This window comes from Xanthobacter agilis, assembly GCF_021730435.1.
Lineage (GTDB): Bacteria > Pseudomonadota > Alphaproteobacteria > Rhizobiales > Xanthobacteraceae > Xanthobacter > Xanthobacter agilis.
Genome location: NZ_JABWGX010000013.1, coordinates 1 through 16070 on the forward strand (window position 1 = coordinate 1; position 16070 = coordinate 16070).

At 63.1% G+C, this 16070-nt stretch carries 17 protein-coding genes; 16 read left to right on the forward strand and 1 reads right to left on the reverse strand.

Annotated features, from left to right (window positions below; genetic code table 11):
- The first annotated feature begins 407 nt into the window (after positions 1-407).
- Genes terL through HUW53_RS10875 form a run of 3 tightly spaced genes read left to right on the forward strand, consistent with a single transcriptional unit; the run spans position 408 to position 5551 of the window.
- Positions 408-1055, forward strand: a complete 648-nt coding sequence (gene terL / locus HUW53_RS10865; protein ID WP_237345783.1) for a phage terminase large subunit — start codon at positions 408-410, stop codon at positions 1053-1055.
- Positions 1052-4723 carry an anti-CBASS protein Acb1 family protein gene (locus HUW53_RS10870; protein ID WP_237345784.1) on the forward strand — a complete coding sequence of 1224 codons (3672 nt, stop codon included), beginning with the start codon at positions 1052-1054 and terminating at the stop codon, positions 4721-4723. The genes terL and HUW53_RS10870 overlap by 4 nt, the downstream gene beginning before the upstream one ends.
- Positions 4724-5551: a phage head morphogenesis protein gene (locus HUW53_RS10875; protein ID WP_237345785.1), complete on the forward strand. Its 828-nt coding sequence runs from the start codon at positions 4724-4726 to the stop codon at positions 5549-5551.
- Here HUW53_RS10875 and HUW53_RS10880 read toward each other — a convergent pair.
- Positions 5508-5789, reverse strand: coding sequence for a hypothetical protein (locus HUW53_RS10880; protein WP_237345786.1), 282 nt, complete (start codon positions 5787-5789; stop codon positions 5508-5510). The genes HUW53_RS10875 and HUW53_RS10880 overlap by 44 nt on opposite strands.
- A 94-nt stretch (positions 5790-5883) precedes the next feature.
- Between HUW53_RS10880 and HUW53_RS10885 the strand changes: the two genes are divergently transcribed.
- The 13 genes from HUW53_RS10885 to HUW53_RS10940 all read left to right on the forward strand — a co-directional run bounded on the left by HUW53_RS10885 (position 5884) and on the right by HUW53_RS10940 (position 16003).
- The gene (locus tag HUW53_RS10885) at positions 5884-7170 is read left to right on the forward strand and encodes a DUF2213 domain-containing protein (RefSeq protein ID WP_237345787.1); all 1287 of its coding nucleotides are present in this window, start codon (positions 5884-5886) and stop codon (positions 7168-7170) included.
- 16 nt (positions 7171-7186) lie between these two features.
- Entirely contained in the window at positions 7187-8128 is a 942-nt protein-coding gene (locus HUW53_RS10890) for a structural cement protein Gp24 (RefSeq protein WP_237345788.1), read from the forward strand.
- Between the two features lie 11 nt (positions 8129-8139).
- Positions 8140-9243: a hypothetical protein gene (locus HUW53_RS10895; RefSeq protein ID WP_237345789.1), complete on the forward strand. Its 1104-nt coding sequence runs from the start codon at positions 8140-8142 to the stop codon at positions 9241-9243.
- Between the two features lie 66 nt (positions 9244-9309).
- On the forward strand, positions 9310-9738 hold the full coding sequence (locus HUW53_RS10900) for a hypothetical protein (protein WP_237345790.1): 429 nt from the start codon (positions 9310-9312) through the stop codon (positions 9736-9738).
- A 1-nt stretch (position 9739) separates the two neighbouring features.
- Positions 9740-10150 carry a DUF4054 domain-containing protein gene (locus HUW53_RS10905; RefSeq protein ID WP_237345791.1) on the forward strand — a complete coding sequence of 137 codons (411 nt, stop codon included), beginning with the start codon at positions 9740-9742 and terminating at the stop codon, positions 10148-10150.
- Complete coding sequence (locus HUW53_RS10910; RefSeq protein ID WP_237345792.1) at positions 10150-10674, forward strand: hypothetical protein; 525 nt, start codon at positions 10150-10152, stop codon at positions 10672-10674. The genes HUW53_RS10905 and HUW53_RS10910 overlap by 1 nt, the downstream gene beginning before the upstream one ends.
- A complete protein-coding gene (locus tag HUW53_RS10915; RefSeq protein ID WP_237345793.1) occupies positions 10674-11045 on the forward strand; it encodes a hypothetical protein in 372 nt (123 codons plus the stop codon). Before HUW53_RS10910 ends, HUW53_RS10915 begins: the two co-directional genes overlap by 1 nt.
- A complete protein-coding gene (locus HUW53_RS10920; protein WP_237345794.1) occupies positions 11042-11626 on the forward strand; it encodes a phage neck terminator protein in 585 nt (194 codons plus the stop codon). The genes HUW53_RS10915 and HUW53_RS10920 overlap by 4 nt, the downstream gene beginning before the upstream one ends.
- Positions 11626-13107, forward strand: coding sequence for a DUF3383 domain-containing protein (locus HUW53_RS10925; protein WP_237345795.1), 1482 nt, complete (start codon positions 11626-11628; stop codon positions 13105-13107). The genes HUW53_RS10920 and HUW53_RS10925 overlap by 1 nt, the downstream gene beginning before the upstream one ends.
- A gap of 14 nt (positions 13108-13121) precedes the next feature.
- Entirely contained in the window at positions 13122-13556 is a 435-nt protein-coding gene (locus HUW53_RS10930; protein WP_237345796.1) for a tail tube family protein, read from the forward strand.
- Positions 13553-14035 carry a phage tail assembly chaperone gene (locus HUW53_RS10935; RefSeq protein WP_237345797.1) on the forward strand — a complete coding sequence of 161 codons (483 nt, stop codon included), beginning with the start codon at positions 13553-13555 and terminating at the stop codon, positions 14033-14035. The genes HUW53_RS10930 and HUW53_RS10935 overlap by 4 nt, the downstream gene beginning before the upstream one ends.
- A 14-nt stretch (positions 14036-14049) precedes the next feature.
- Entirely contained in the window at positions 14050-14211 is a 162-nt protein-coding gene (locus HUW53_RS22080) for a DUF6889 family protein (RefSeq protein ID WP_370877864.1), read from the forward strand.
- A gap of 1 nt (position 14212) precedes the next feature.
- Positions 14213-16003 carry a M15 family metallopeptidase gene (locus tag HUW53_RS10940; protein ID WP_237345798.1) on the forward strand — a complete coding sequence of 597 codons (1791 nt, stop codon included), beginning with the start codon at positions 14213-14215 and terminating at the stop codon, positions 16001-16003.
- Positions 16004-16070 lie beyond the last annotated feature (67 nt).

A 16070-nucleotide genomic window follows, 5' to 3' on the forward strand; every position in this document is an offset into this window, starting at 1 on the left:
GCCCACTGCTCTTCGTTCAACCAGAACAACCGGCTCATGGCGAATCATCCTCCCATGAGCCAATTGAATCATTATTCAGCCGTTGAGTTTAGACCCTAGACCTCGGGATCATCGACGACCCGATAAAGGGACGTGAAGAGGCAAACAGCGAGACGATCCGAGAAAAGACGTGGGACTGGTTCAACGACGACTTCTTCACACGCTTTTCTGAACACGCCGGGCTGCTGTTCATTCTCACTCGTTGGCACATCGACGACCCTGCCGGACGCCTGATAGAAGCGAACCCCTCCGTAAAGGTCCTCAGGTATCCCGCCATTGCCGAGGTGGATGAAGCCCACCGGAGGGCAGGGGAACCGCTGTTCCCGGAGCACAAGAGCCTCGGTTTTTTGATGGATCGCCGGGCGCAGATGACGCCCGCGAGCTGGGAGGCCCTATACCAGCAAAACCCCATTGTCGCTGGCGGCAACCTGTTCAAATCGGAATGGTTCCTGGAGCACGACGAGCCACCTCGGATGAAGTGGCGCGCGATCTACGTGGACACGGCGCAGAAGACCAGGGAACGGAACGACTACAGCGTCTTTGAGCATTGGGGCCAAGGCATGGACGGGAAGGCTTATCTCTTGAGCCTGACCCGAGGCAGGTTTGAGGCCCCTGAGCTGGAGGCCACGGCTATCCGTCTATGGAGTGAAGCCGCCAAGCTCGACCGGGACCGATGGGGCGCGCTCCGCAAGATGGCGGTCGAAGACAAGGTCTCTGGGACTGGTCTCATCCAGGGCCTGCGGCGCAAGGCCATCCCTGTCGTCCCGATCCAGCGGGACAAGGACAAATTCACACGAGCCCAAGACATCGTCCCATCGGTGGCATCAGGGCTCGTGAGCATCCCCAAAACGGCACCGTGGAAGAAGGACTTCATGAGCGAAATTCTGTCCTTCCCCGATGGCGCGCATGATGACCAAGTGGACCCATTCATGGACGCCATTTCCGACATGTGCGGCGCCCCGCAGCTCATCATCCCCGATGGGGCTCTGGCGCGCTCGCGAGGATTCCGCCTGTGACGGAGGCGCAAGAGAAGCGCCGGGAGCGGAACCGGCGCTATTACGAAAATCAGAAGGCGAAGAAAGAAGCCGGCCGGTCCGTGCGCATTGGAGACGTGGCACTCGCGCGATCCAGGCAGAAGCCGGCCCGGATTGTCACGGACATCTTCGCCCCTTATGCCCCGCCGGCAAGCGTCGGCAAAGGCATGGCCCTAGACAGCTCCTATCAGGACACGCTTGGATGGGCATCCGGGGGGTTGACGCAGGACACTGGGAGCACCGGGTTCCTGGGCTACCCCGTCCTTTCTGAGCTTGCCCAGCGTCCGGAGTACCGCCGCATTTCTGAGATCCTCGCGATGGAAATGACGCGTGGATGGGTGCGCTTGAAGGCGGACGGCGACGAGGATAAGTCCGACAAGATCAAGTCTCTTGAAGAGGCCATGGGCCGGCTGCATGTGCGGGACGTCTTCCGCGAGGCAGTCGAGCAGGATGGCTTCTTCGGTCGTGGGCACATCTACCTTGACTTTGGGGTGACGGACGACCGCGAAGAGCTGCGCCAATCCGTGGGAGACGGCTGGAACGACATCAGCCGCCTCAAGGTCAGTAAGGGGTCTTTGCGCCGGCTCCGAGCGGTTGAAGCTGTCTGGTGCTACCCCAACGACTACAACAGCTTCGACCCTCTTCGTCCGGATTGGTTCAAGCCCACGACGTGGATGGTGCAGGGCAAGGAGGTTCATTCCTCCCGCCTCCTGACCATCATCGGGCGAGAAGTCCCGGATCTCTTGAAGCCGGCCTATTCATTCGGTGGGCTGTCGCTGTCGCAGATGGCGAAGCCGTATGTAGACAACTGGCTGCGCACCCGACAATCGGTGGCAGACCTCATTTCGTCGTTCTCGGTCTTCGTCCTCAAGACGAACCTTTCCGACAAGCTGTCGATGGACCCGAATGGGGACGCTTTGTTCGCCCGCGCGGACTTCTTCAACAACATGCGGGACAACCGTGGGCTCATGCTCACGGACAAGGAGCTTGAGGACTTCGCCAACGTCTCCACGAGCCTGAGCACCCTCGACGCGCTCCAGGCCCAGACCCAGGAGCACATGGCCTCCGTTTCGGGCATCCCGCTGGTGAAGCTCCTGGGCATCCAGCCGGCGGGCCTCAACGCCTCGTCCGAAGGCGAGCTGGAGTGTTTCTACACCTGGATCAACGCGCTCCAGGAGTCGATGCTGAGCGAGCCGCTCCGCACCGTTCTCGGGTTCATCCAGCTCTCCCTGTTCGGGGAGGTTGACCCTGCCATCACCTTCTCGTGGGAGCCGCTGAAGCAGGTCACGGAGAAGGAAGCCGCGGAGATCCGCAAGATCAACGCGGAGACAGGGCAGGTGCTCATCGCCGGAAAGGTCATTTCTCCGGAGGAGGAGCGCCAGCGCATCGCTTCGGATGACGACTCGATCTACGACAGCATCGATGTGGCCGCCGCACCGGCGGACCGCCTGACGCCAGTTGAAAAAGCGACGGTCGCGGTTGGCCTCACCGGGGCTATCGTCCAGGCGGAAAGCTCCGGGCTGGTGGATACGCCCCTCGCAATGGAGGAGCTGCGTAAGCTGTCCCAAGCGACCGGAGTGTGGACGTCCATCACCGAAATGGATGTGGTCGAAGCGAAGCTTGCCCCGCCGCCGCCTGAACCAGACTTCGCGCCCCCGACCCCAGGAGGCGAAAAACAGACCCGGCCCCCTTTTGAAGGCGGGCAGGACGAGGGCTTCAGCGAAGAAGACCATCCGCGTGATGACGATGGGCGGTTTTCCGGTGGGGCCGGTGGGGCGTCCCATGGGGACAATGACGAGGACGACGTGGATGGCGCCCCTCCGCCTCCATCCACGCTTTCACCTTCGGAGCGGGCGGCATCCGTCGCGGCAGCTCTTGGGGACCACGCTGACCCATATTCCGCCCTACAAAACGCTATAGGCGATGACCTGAGCGACGTGCTCTCGGACCAGGAGCGCGATCTGCACCGCGCCGCGCTGTTCGAGGCGCGGAACGCCCCGCTTGAGGAGAAGGTCGCTCGCGGGGCGACCATGGTCTTGGACGACTATGCCCCCATAGATCTGAGCGACCGGGATGTGGAGAAGTTGGACCGCTTCGTCGGCGCCCGCTTCACGCAGGATGATATGCGTGATGTCATCGGCACCCCACTGGCGTCTGTCGCTGAACGCCACGCAGATGAGCTGAAGGCATTGGCCCCGGCCTTCCGTGATCGCTTAGGGGGATGGGGGGAGGGGTACACTGGCAAGACGAGCCCGTGGGACCAGGACGATTGGGCGTCCGACCAATGGGCGAAGCACGAAGACGACGAGGATTACGCCGGGCCGACACCGGAAGAAGCTGAGGCCGCCCGCCGTAAGGTGGAGGACCAGTGGTTCGCGAAGACCTTTGGCGACGACCTCTCGCTGGGTCTCAAGGAGGCGATGGCCCGTTTGGTTCGCCCTTATGAGGTGCCCCCGGAGGCGTTCTTGGCGGACCTCCGGCAGATGGTCTCCGGGCTGTCTGGAGCGGACGCGAAATCCAGGATGGGAGCGCCCTTCTTCGACACCCTCGCGGGGATGCGCAGCGTGACGCGGGCGGATCTGGAGCGCGTGCGAGATGAGGGGGGTGAGGAAAGCAATCTCGCCCGCTATGCCCGCCTTGTCACATCCTCCCCCGCTGAGGCTGCGCGTGTCGCCCCGAAGCTGACGGAGCGCCTTTCGGCCTATCTGGAGCGGGCGCGCAAGGAGGGCGCCTCCCGCCCTTTTGATGGCGGCATGGACGCCGAGTGGGAAGAGAGCGATCATCCGCGCGATGACGCAGGCAAGTTTGCGGCCGGCGGCTCTGGCGGTGGAGGCAAGGTGAAGACGCAGGCTGAAACCTCCGCGGCGAACCCGCGCACCGATGGTGTCCCGCGCGAGGCGGGAGAGGTGGTCTCTTCCTTCACCAGCGACGCTGAAATGAAGGCCCACCCCGCCTATGCCGCAGCGAAGGCGGGCGATCCGGACGCGGCTGTGGAGATCGTGCGGGATCTCATGAAGCCAGAGGTGATCGCTAAGGCGGGCAAGAGGTTCGGCCCGGACGCCGTTTATGCTCCAGTCCTCGCCGTCGAGGCGACAGGACGGAACAAGATCCCGGTCATGATGGCCGCCCGCCTAGCCGAAGAGACCGGGGCTCAGGCAGACGCTTTGGTTGTGCAGTCGGTGAGGGCTTTTCACACCGGCGCGAAGGCCATGGACCGCATGATCTCCCGCCCGCTGTTCGAGGGCGAGGTGAAGGCTGGCGCCCAGTATGTGATCGTAGACGACGTGACGGTCATGGGTGCGACGGTGGCGGAGATGGCGCACCATATCCGGGCCGGCGGCGGTGAGGTGGCGGGCGTGGTCGCTCTTGTGAATGCGGGCCGATCCGGTAAAATGGCGGCCGAACCGCATCGTATCCGCGAGATTGAAAGGAGGTTCGGTGATGTCGTCCGAAAAGAACTCCACATCGAGCCCCGCGCTCTCACCGCGGACGAAGCCCAGTTCCTTCTCAACTTCCGAGATGCTGGCGCCCTCCGAGATCGAATCGCTTCGGCGCGAGATGAGCGAAGCGCTCGTCTACGGTCGAAAGATGTTCGCGGCGCCGAAGGCGAAGGAAGCCGACAAGGCGGCCTGACCGGGAAGGGGGCGTGAATGCTCCCCGCCCTGGAACTCGCATTCGACAAAGCCAAGCCGAAGACCCCCGAGCAAAAGGCATTCAAGCGCTCCAGGGTCACGGAGAATCGGTACGTGAAGACGCTGCGTTCCGTGGCGCTGCATGTCCAATCCATCGTCGATGCGTTCAATCCCACGCCAGTCGACCCGGAAGAGCCTGTCGACCCTGCTCTGACGGCACAGATTGAGACGGCGCTCAACCGCTATGCGCAGCAGCTTGACGATTGGGCCTTCGCCGTCGCGGACCGGATGGTCAAGGAGGTCGCGGCGCGGGACGAAAGCTCATGGTTTGAGGTGTCCCGCAAGATGGGCCGGGCTCTGCGCAAGGAAATTGCGGAGGCGCCCACGGGCCGGGTGATGCGCGAGCGCCTGGAGGCGCAAACGGCACTCATCACCTCCATCCCGAGGGAGGCGGCAGAGCGAGTCCGCAAGCTGACCCTGGAAGGCATTGTGCAGGGCACCCGGCCGGCGCAGGTCGCCGAGGAGATCATGCGTTCTGGTGAGGTTGCGGAGAGTCGGGCCATGCTCATCGCCCGGACCGAGGTGAGCCGGACGGCCACGGAGCTGACGCGGGCGCGGGCGGAACACATCGGGTCGCCGGGCTATTTCTGGCGCACGTCAGGCGACACCGACGTGCGCGAAGATCACAAGATCCTCGAGGGGCAATTCATCCCGTGGAACAGCCCGCCTATCGCGGACCGCCGCACCGGAGCGCGGGCGCATGCGGGGTGTATCTATCGGTGCAGGTGCTGGCCCGAGGTCGTTATTCCTGGGGTTCACGACCTATCGAAGTTCCGCGTGGATTGATGGCCAAAAGTTCGGCCTCAAGCTCATCGATACGCTTCACCAGCCGCTCAATGCAGTCTGCGGCGTCCCATTGCAGGGCGTCCTCAATGCGGTGCTTCTTGGCTAGGCCCAGCCTGAAGGCAGCCTCTGGCATGTCCTCGTTCAGCTCGTCTGTTTCATCCTGAGCGGCTTCTCGGAGCATTTCGACGAGGTCTTCCGGCGGTAGGGGTGGCAATCCATCAGTCGCGGGCTTCTGCATTCGTCCTCCTTGCGCGCCGGGGAGGGACGATAGCCCATTTCTCACGAGGTTCAATGGCATGAGCGGTGAGGTATACGCCTTCGACCGAGCATCCGTGCGCGCCTACGATGCAGACGGCCGGCTCCATGTGGAGCTGACGCCGATCAGCAAGGCCAACGTCTGCCCCTACTACGGGAAGGAAATCCCGGACTTCGAAGCCCTCGGGCTCGACCCGGACAAGGTCTATCAGCTCTACCGCGATCCGGATGAGCTGGAGAAGGCCGCCCCAAGCTTCAACAACTTGCCGCTGCTCTCCCGGCATGTGCCAGTGACGGCGGACAGCCACCAGCCCGACCTGGTGGTGGGCTCCACCGGCACCGATGCCGTGTTCGAGGCGCCATACCTGAAAAACAGCCTCGTTATCTGGGCACGCGACGCCATCGGCGGCGTGGAGAGCAGTGCCCAAAAAGAACTGTCCTGCGCCTATCGCTACCGCGCCGATATGACCCCCGGAGAAATCGACGGGGAAGCATACGACGGAGTGATGCGGGACATCATTGGAAATCATCTTGCAATCGTTTCCGAGGGCCGCGCCGGGCCTGATGTTGTAGTCGGCGACTCCAAGGAGAACTCACCTATGGCCAAGACTGTGCTGTCGCGCAAGGCCGTGCTCACGCAGGGGGCCGTGGCGGCATTCCTTGCGCCGAAGCTCGCTGCCGACGAAAAGATTGATATCGCCCCGGCTTTTGTCGGTGTGACCGCGAAGAATTACACGCATAAGAAGCCGTCCATCATCGCCGAAATCACCAAGCGTGTGTCCGGCAAGCTGGCGCAGGATGCCGACCTGGAAAACCTTCCGGGTGTGCTCGACAGCCTCGACAACATGACCCCGGAAGAGGAGCCAGCTCCGCTGCTTTCCGATCCGGTGAAGGACGCGGACCCGGTGGACCCCATCGCGGCCCTGTCCGCGAAGATGGATGCGATGATCGAAGCCATCGGCAAGCTCACGAAGGCGGAATCTGCCGAAGCGCCGGCCGCCCTCGACGAAGACCCTGACACGGAGGAAGACCCGGTGGACAAGCCCGCCATGGACGCGGCCATCACCGCCGCAGTGAAAGCCGAGCGCGCCCATGCGCAGGCGATCCGAGAAGCCGAGAAGGCGATCCGCCCCTATGTGGGCGAGCTGGCCATCGCTCAGGACAGCGCCGACAGCGTCTACAAGTCGGCGCTCGAAATGCTGGGTGTGGATGTGACCGGCGTTCACCCGTCCGCCTATCCCGTGATCCTGCATCACCAGCCCAAGCCCGGCGCCGCCCGAAAGCCCGCCGTTGCCCAGGATTCCGCGGTCGCGAAGGGCTTCGCGGATCGTTATCCGGGCCTCGCCCCCGTCCGCATCATCTGAGCCAGGAGAAATCACCATGGCCAACTTTCAAACCCAGGTGAACGTCGCCCAGGCTCCGGCCGTCGCGGGCGACTTCGCCTCCACCAATCCGCGTGCATCCGTCCTCGCTGGCCCCGGCGGTCTTGTCGCCGGTGTCGGCGGCGCCACCATCGGCCGGTTCGCGTGGCTCTCCTATGGGACGGACGATGCGGACGGCGCCCCGGCGGCGGTGTTCAACACCGGCCTGGGAGCCCCCGCCGGCATCATCCCCCGTGAGCAGCAGGCGCTTTTTACGACCTATCTCCAGGAGGCGGGCGTGGTCGTTCCCGCCGGCTTCCCGATCACGGTCCTGTCGTCCGCTGATCTGTGGGTGAAAAACGAGGGCTCGACTACGGCCCGCCCCGGACAGGTGGCCTATGCCGATCTGTCCAACGGAGCCGCCTCCTTCGCGGTCACGGGGTCGGCCGCGACGGCAAGCGTTACCGGCGCCATCGCTGCCAGCACCGCGTCCGTCACTGGATCGATCACGGACAATGTGCTGACTGTCACCGTGGTGTCGTCCGGCTCCATCGTGCCCGGCGGCACCCTGTCCGGCACCAATGTGGCGTCCGGCACCAAGGTGGTGTCGCAGCTCTCCGGCACCTCTGGTGGCGTCGGTACTTATGCTGTCGATCTCGCGGGGCAGACGGTGGAGTCCACCACCATCTCGGAGACCTACGGCACCCTGACCGTGTCCGCTGTGTCGTCCGGCACTCTGAAGGTGGGCGCTGTCCTGTCTGGATCCGGCGTGACCTCCGGCACCACGATCACCGCCCTGGGTACGGGCACCGGCGGCACCGGCACCTACATCGTGTCGCCCACGCAGACCGCATCCAGCACCACCGTCACCGCCACCTCCAATGTGGAGACGCGGTGGATCGCCCGATCGACCGCCGCCGCTGGCGAGCTGGTCAAGATCAGCACCCACTCGCTCGGCTAAGGAGCACACACATGACCTTCCACAATTTTCAGGACGCGAAGGCCGCGTGGGCTTTCGACGCCGCGCGCTTCGCGGAGGCCGGCGCCGTCCTTCCCGACGTCATGACCTATGTGACTGAGGAGGCCAAGCGCGACTTCACCCTCGCCATAGATGCCCAGCCGACGCTGAGCACCAGTCCGAACGGCGGCATCCCCGCCTTCCTCACCACCATGGTGGACCCGCAGGTCTTCAAAATCCTGTTCGCCCCCACCAAGGCAGCGGAGATCCTGGGAGAGGTCCGAAAGGGCTCCTGGCTCGACCAGACCGCGATGTTCCCGGTGGTGGAGCACGACGGTGAGGTGTCGAGCTATGGGGACCATTCCGAGAACGGGCGGTCCGGCGCCAATACCGCCTTCCCGCAGCGGCAGAGTTATCTCTACCAGACCATCGTCGAGTACGGGGAGCTGGAACTGGAGCGGGCCGGCCTCGCGAAGATCAACTTCGTGAGCGAGCTGGACGCGGCGGCGGCCAACAACATGAACCGCTTCCAGAACCTCAGCTACTTCTTCGGGGTGTCGGGCCTGGAGAATTACGGCATCCTGAACGACCCGAACCTGTCTGCCAGCCTCACCCCGTCCACCAAGGCGTCCCCGGCCTCTGGGAACACCTGGTTCAACAACAACGCGCCGAACTGCACCGCCAACGAGGTCTATAACGACATCCTGGCGCTGTTCACCCAGCTCGTGGCGCAGACTGGCGGCCTGGTGGATGCCTCGACGCCCATGGTGCTGGCTATGTCGCCCGCCTGCGAGGTGGCACTGTCCTTCACCAATTCGTTCGGCATCACCGCGGAGAAGATCCTCAAGCAGTCCTATCCGAACATCAAGGTCGTGACTGCCGTTCAGTACGGCGTCAAGAGCACCTCCAATCCGAATGGCGTCGTGGGCGGCAATCTCATGCAGCTCATTGCAACTTCCGTCGAGGGGCAGGAGACCGGATATTGCGCGTTCAATGAGAAGATGCGCGCGCATTCGATCATCCGCCAGCTTTCGAGCTATCGCCAGAAGCGCACCGGCGGCACCTGGGGAGCGGTCATCCGCCAGCCCATGGCCATCGCATCCATGCTCGGCATCTGAAGCATCCATCTCTCCCGCAACACGGCCGGCCGGGCATCCCGAGCTGGCCTTTCTTTTGGAGGCCCCATGGGCTCGACTGTCACCGTGGCGTGCAAGCTCCCGCATGGGCTCGTGCTGCGCACCTTCATCATGAACAAGCGCTATGAAGCCATCCTCGGCGGCGGCACGCGCGAGGTGGAAGAGGCGGCCCAGGTGGGCCACATGGTCACCATCAAGGGCTATGCGGCGCCCCATGGTCACGCGCCGAATGCGCCGGTCTCCGGCGGCTATGCGCTCACCTCTGGCGTGGACGCCGATTTCTGGGATGAATGGCTGCGCCAGAATGCCGAGCACCCGGCAGTCAAGGCCGGGCTGATCTTCGCCACCGAACGGGTGGACACCGCCAAGAAGCAGGCGGAGGAGCAGGCGGAGATCAAGAGCGGCCTGGAGCCCCTCAACCCGGACGGCGATGCCCGCGGGCGCGGCATCCGCAAAGCCGATCTGAAGGCCGCCTGAGATGGTCGATTACGCCACCTTCGTCGCGGCGTTCCCGGAGTTCGCGAGCACCATGACCTTTCCCGAGGCGCAGGTGGCGTTCTGGCTGGGGCAAGCCCCCAACCAGATCAGCGAGAGGCTGTTCGGCGCGAACTATAATCTCGCCTCGATGCTGTTCGCCGCGCACAATCTCGCATTGGGGGCGAAGGACGCGAAGGCGGCGGCATTTGGTGGAATCGGGGGCAGCTCCTCCGGCCTCACGTCCTCCAAGACCGTGGATAAGGTGACGGTATCCTACGATACCGGGAGCACCACCATCACCGGCGCCGGGGCCTGGAACCTGACCACCTATGGCACCCGGCTCTACAAGATGATGCAGGGCGCCTATTCCGGCCCGTTCTACGCGGCCAATCGCCGGGCGCGGATCACCTGATGACGGTCGAGATCAAGAAGCGCGGTATGCCAAAGGTGCTTGCCGCGCTACGGGGGCTCACCCACAACGAGGCCCTGGTGGGGGTGCCGGCCGAAAATGCCGGGCGCGAGCCGGAGCCGGGGGAGCGGCGCCCGGCTCTGAACAATGCTGAGATCGGCTACATTCATGAATTCGGCGCGACGGTGGATGATGGATATGGCGAGAGCTTCGACATCCCTCCGCGTCCACATCTGCGGCCTGCCATAGCTGGGGCAAGCGACGACATCGCAAAGGCGCTTGGAAATGGGGTACGGGCCGCGCTTCGCGGCGAGAAGGACGCGGCAGACAAAGCGCTCCACGCCGCGGGGATGATTGGTCAGAATGCTGTTCGGGACAGGCTGACCGAAGGACCATTCGAGCCTCTTTCTCCGATCACCCTAGCCAAGCGCCGGGCGCGTGGCCGCACCGGCGAGAAGCCCCTCATCGACACCGGTGCCTACCGGAATGCGCAGACCTACGTAGTCCGCCGAAAGGGAGAGGACTGATGCCGCTCCTTGACGTCTCAGAACTGCTCACCGACCCGGACTTCGCCGACACAATCACAGTCTATCGGCAGGCCGTCACCATCGGCGACACCGGACGGTCCGGGCGCGCGGAGACTGCCACATCCACCGTCGCCGTCGTCACCCCGGACCAGTGGAGCACTCTCCAACGTCAGGCTGAGGGCTCGAACGTCTCCGAGACCATCACCGTCATCACGCAATTCCGCCTCATTGCATCGATGGACGGCTACGACGCCGATGAAATCGCCTGGAACGGCAAGCGCTATGTGGTCCGCGCCGTGGGCGATTGCAGCCGATATGGGGCGGGATTCGTTGAGGCATCCTGCGATCTGAAGGGAATGTCCCCGCCGTGACCGATTCCGCGTCGGGCGGCTACCTCGCGCCCACATCCACTGCCCCGGCCGCCGATGACGCGCTCGAGGACCAGATCCAGGCCGCCATCGTCGGCGTCACAGCACTTCAAGGGAAGATGGTTCGCCCGGCGTGGCAACCGAACCCGCCAGCGAAGGAAGACCTCACCGTCAACTGGTGCTCGTACCGCATCACCACGAGCGATGCACACTGGCTCCCCTCCATCGTCCACCACCCGGATGGGGAGGGCACGGATGAAGCCACCCGCCAGGAAGAGCTGGAAATCCTGGCCTCCTTCTATGGGCCGGATGCCTTCGCTTATGCCACGCGCATGAGGGACGGGCTCGCGATCCCGCAGAACCAGGAGGCGCTGCGGGCGCAGGGGTTCGGGTTCCTGGAATGCTCCCGCATCTGGGCGGCCCCCGATTTTGTCAACAACCAGTGGGTCCGCAGGCAAGACCTGCGGTTCAAACTCAACCGCGCGGTGACCCGCGTCTATGCGGTCCGCAACCTCCTGTCGGCCGAAGGCTCCATCACGGAAGACGGCGGCAATACCACCACCTGGAACACGGAGAACACCTGATGGCTCAGGGTCTTGCCGTATCGGACGTCGTCAACGTCACGGTTACGATTTCCCCAACTGCGGCGACAACTCGGAACTTTGGCGCCGGCCTGCTCATTTCGACGCGAGATGTGGTCGATGTGGGAGAGCGCATTCGCTCCTACTCGTCCCTGGAAGGGGTTGGGGGAGATTTCGGATCGACCGACAGCGAATATCTGGCGGCCTCCAAGTTCTTCTCGCAGAGCCCGCAGCCGTCTCTCGTCTATATCGGGCGCTGGGCAAAGGGTCCAACGCCGGGGACGCTCAAAGGTGGGGTGCTGTCCACATCGGAACGGCGCATGTCGGAGTGGACCGGCATCACGGATGGGTCGTTCACCATTTCGATCAATGGCACCGCGAAGAACGTCACCGGCCTGAACTTTTCGGCCGCGTCCAACCTCCCCGCCGTCGCCGCGATCATCGATGCGGGGCTCACCGGCGCGTCCGTGACTTGGGATGCGAACGCAAACCGGTTCGTCGTCAAATCGGACACGACCGGAACCAGTTCCACCGTCACCTACGCGACGAACTATTCCACCGGGACCAGCGTCGCGACTGCCCTCAAGTTCACGTCGAGCACTGCGTCTGCTCCTGTCGACGGCATCGCGGCGGAAAGCCTTTCCGATGCCATTGAGGCATTCGTGGACACCTCCGGGGACTGGTATGCCGGCATCCTGGTCCAGAATACGGACGACAATCTAGACGACTTCTTCGCGGCGGCGCAGATCGTCGAGGGGCTCGGGAAAGCGCGCATGCTGGGGGGCACTGTGACCAGCAGCACGGTGCTCGACAGCACGAATACGGAGGATCTCGCCTCCCTATGCTCGGATGCTGGCCTCTCGCACACCTTCCTACAGTATTCATCACAGCCCTATGCGGCGGCCTCTTTCTTTGGCCGAGCGGCCACGGTGGATTTCACCGGGAGCGACACCACGCTCACGATGAAGTTCAAGACCGAGCCGGGGATGACAGCTGAGACTCTGACAGAGACACAGGCCTCCACGCTGAAGGCGAAGCACTGCAACGTCTTCGTGAACTACGACAATTCCACCGCCATCATCCAGGAAGGGGTGATGTCGAATGGCTATTTCTTCGACGAAGTGCACGGCCTAGACTGGCTGAAGGACTACATCCAGACTGATGTCTGGAACCTTCTCTACACCTCCACGACGAAGGTGCCGCAGACCAACGCCGGCAACTCTTTGATCGCGACGCGGATCGAGAAGTGCCTTCAGCAGGCGGTCAAGAACGGCCTCGTCGCGCCTGGGACCTGGAACGCGGCCGGGTTCGGGACCCTGAAGCAGGGGGATTACCTGGAGACCGGGTATTACGTCTACCAGCCCGACATTTCGGAGCAAGCGCAGGCCGACCGTGAGGCGCGCAAGTCGGTGTCCTTCCAGGTCGCCGTCAAACTGGCTGGCGCGATCCACAGCGTCGTCATCGCCGTGAATGTAAACCGTTGACATAGGAGGATTTATTGTCCGTATACAGTTTTTCCTCCGCCACGGGCTCGATCGACGGCCCTGGCGGTTCGTTCTCGTTCGGCTACGGCTCGGACAATGACGAGGGGGGCATCACCGTCACCTTCATCGAAGATAAGAACACCATGACCATCGGCGCGGATGGCGGTGGCATGCACTCGCTCCATGCGGGCCGGGCGGGCACCATCACCGTGCGCCTCCTGAAGACGTCGGCCGTGAACAAGTTGTTCACCGACCTCTACCGATACCAGACCTCTTCCCCGGCGAACCATGGGCAGAATACCATTTCCATCCGCGACACGGTCCGCGGGGACGTGGTGACAGCCCAGGGCGGCGCATTCAAGAAGATGCCCGACAACGCATGGGCCAAGAACGGCAATACGTTGGAATGGTCCTTCGACTGCATCACCATTGACCAGAAGCTCGGATGATGAACGCACCTGAAGACTTCGATCTGAACGGCGTGCTCTACCGGGCGCGCAAGCTCAACGCCATGGATCAGCTCTTCCTGGTGCAGAAGCTCACCCCGCTCGCGGCCTCGCTGGTGCCTGTGATCCAGGCCGCCGCGCGGGAAGCGTCGAATGGGCCGCTGGCCGGTGCGCTCCTGAAGATGGAGGTGGGCGACCTGATGCCCCTGGCGCAGGGCATCGCGAGCCTGCCGGAGGCGGACACCAAGGCCATCCTTGCCCGGTGCCTCTCCCATGTGCAGCGCGGCGTGACGAGTCAGGCCGGGACCTCCTGGGCCAATGTGTGGTCCACCTCCGCCGAAGCGCCGATGTTCGACGACCTCGACCTGTTCACCATGCTCACCATCGTCGCCCATGTGGTGAAGAAGGACCTCGCGCCTTTTTTCGGCGCCCTGTTCTCCGGTTCGACCGGAGCGGGGCTGCTCCGGACTGCGACCTCGTAAGCCTGCCGGACGGCATGGACTGGCTGCTTCAGCCTGTCGCGAGGGGCTGGTGCAAGTATGAGAGCTTGAAGGACGGGACCTTGGACCTCTGCGATATCGCGCTCATGAATGAGGCAATCGCGGCTGAGGCGGAAAACACCCGCCGCGTTCAGGCGACTATGAAGCAGGGGCAGTGACATGGCACAAACCATTGAGGAATATGTCATTGCCCTTGGCCTGAAGGTGGATAAGGCGCAGGAACAGCGCTTCAATTCTGCCCTGGACAATCTGGGCAAGACATTTGCATGGATGGCCGCCGGTCTTACAGCTGCAGCGGCCACGATTCAGGCCACGGTGGTCGCGGTATCCAAAAGCTTCGACAACCTCTATTTCGCGGCGCAGCGGACCAATTCGACGGTCGCGGGCATCAAATCGCTCAGCTATGCCTTCACGCAGATCGGCGGGACGGCAGATGAGGCAATGGGCGCCATCAGCGGTCTCGCGAAGGCGATGCGCACAAACCCCGGCGTTGAAAAGTGGCTCAACGCCCAAGGGATCAAGACGGCGGGTAAGGACGTCAAGCAGATCCTGATGGATGCTGCGGACGTGTTCGCGAAGAAGGACTATGCCATCTCGAACCAGTTTGCCGAGATGATCGGCATTCCGGAGGAGACATGGAACAAGTGGGTCAAGAACAAGGACCAGATCCGAAAGTTTGAAGCGGAGCAGGAGGCGGCCCAAAGGCGGTTTGGTGTCGATCCGAAAAAGGCGGCGGAAAGCTCCAACGAGCTGATGACGAGATTCCGCGGCCTCAAGATGGAACTCTGGGTCCTGTTCGAGAAAATCACTGTCGCGCTTCAGCCGCAGCTCAACCAGTTGATGGCGGACATCGCGAAATGGTTCGAGGAGCACCAGGAGCAGATCGTCAAGATCTTGAACCAAGTTCTGGAAGCGGTGAAGGGGCTAATCGCCGACTTCGGTGAGCTGCTTAAGGCCCTCCGGCCCGTGGTGGACAAGTTCGCGGAGATGGTGAAGCTCCTCACCGGAGATGAAAATAGCCTGAAGGTCGCGCTTGAGGTGCTCACTGGGGTGACCTTGGCCGCCTTCATCGCCAAGTGGGCGCTTTTCTTGGCGTCGCTCGCCGGGAGCTCTACATTTTTAGCTCTTGTCGCGCTCACTGGGGCGGGGGCCTATGGATATCTCATGGTGACGCGGCCTCAGCAGGAAACAATTGGCGCCTCAATCGGCGGCCCCGCGACAGAAATCGAGGGAGGAGGCACGCTATGGGGCAAATACGGACCGGGGGGATGGTATTGGAAAGGTAAGGGGAGCCCGACGAAGAGGAACCGAGGGCTGCATGGAGACGGGGGCGGTTCTGCGCCGCGTGCCGGGCTCGCGCCGGTCAAAACGAAGGATGGGCGTGTTGCCTGGGTTGATGAAAAATATCAAGGTCAATTCCAAGGGTTTGTCAATGACCTGGAGGAGACCGGCTACCAGATCAAGGACATCGGTGGATTTGCCGACCGCGCCAACGTGAACAACCCTAGCCAAAAGTCGAAGCACGCCTACGGCATGGCCATCGACATCAATCCAGATGCCAACCCAAATGGGAGCACGCGCACCGACCTCCCCTCAGGCACGGGGGCTCTTGCAGAAAAATGGGGTCTTGGCTGGGGGATGAATTGGAAGTCGACCAAGGACCCGATGCACTTTTCGACGGCACCCAACGAGGGCGGTCGTCAGATGAGCCCGGATGAATTGAAGGCTCTCCAGGACGAGCAGGCCACCCGCCTGAAGGACAAGCAGTCCGAACTTTTCGGCGCCCCCGCCCTCGGAGCGTCTTCAGCCCGGATGGCCTCGATCAACAATCGCACGTCGATCACGGTCTATGGGTCCTCTGACCCGGCCGGAACGGCCGCAAACCTCAATGGAGCGCAGAGCCGCGTTGCATCTGAATTGATCCGCAATGGGCAATCGGCGTTCGTCTGATGGAGACTATCCAAGAGTTCATCGTCTCCCTGGGCTACGAGATCAAGGAGAGCGAGGCGTCCGCCTG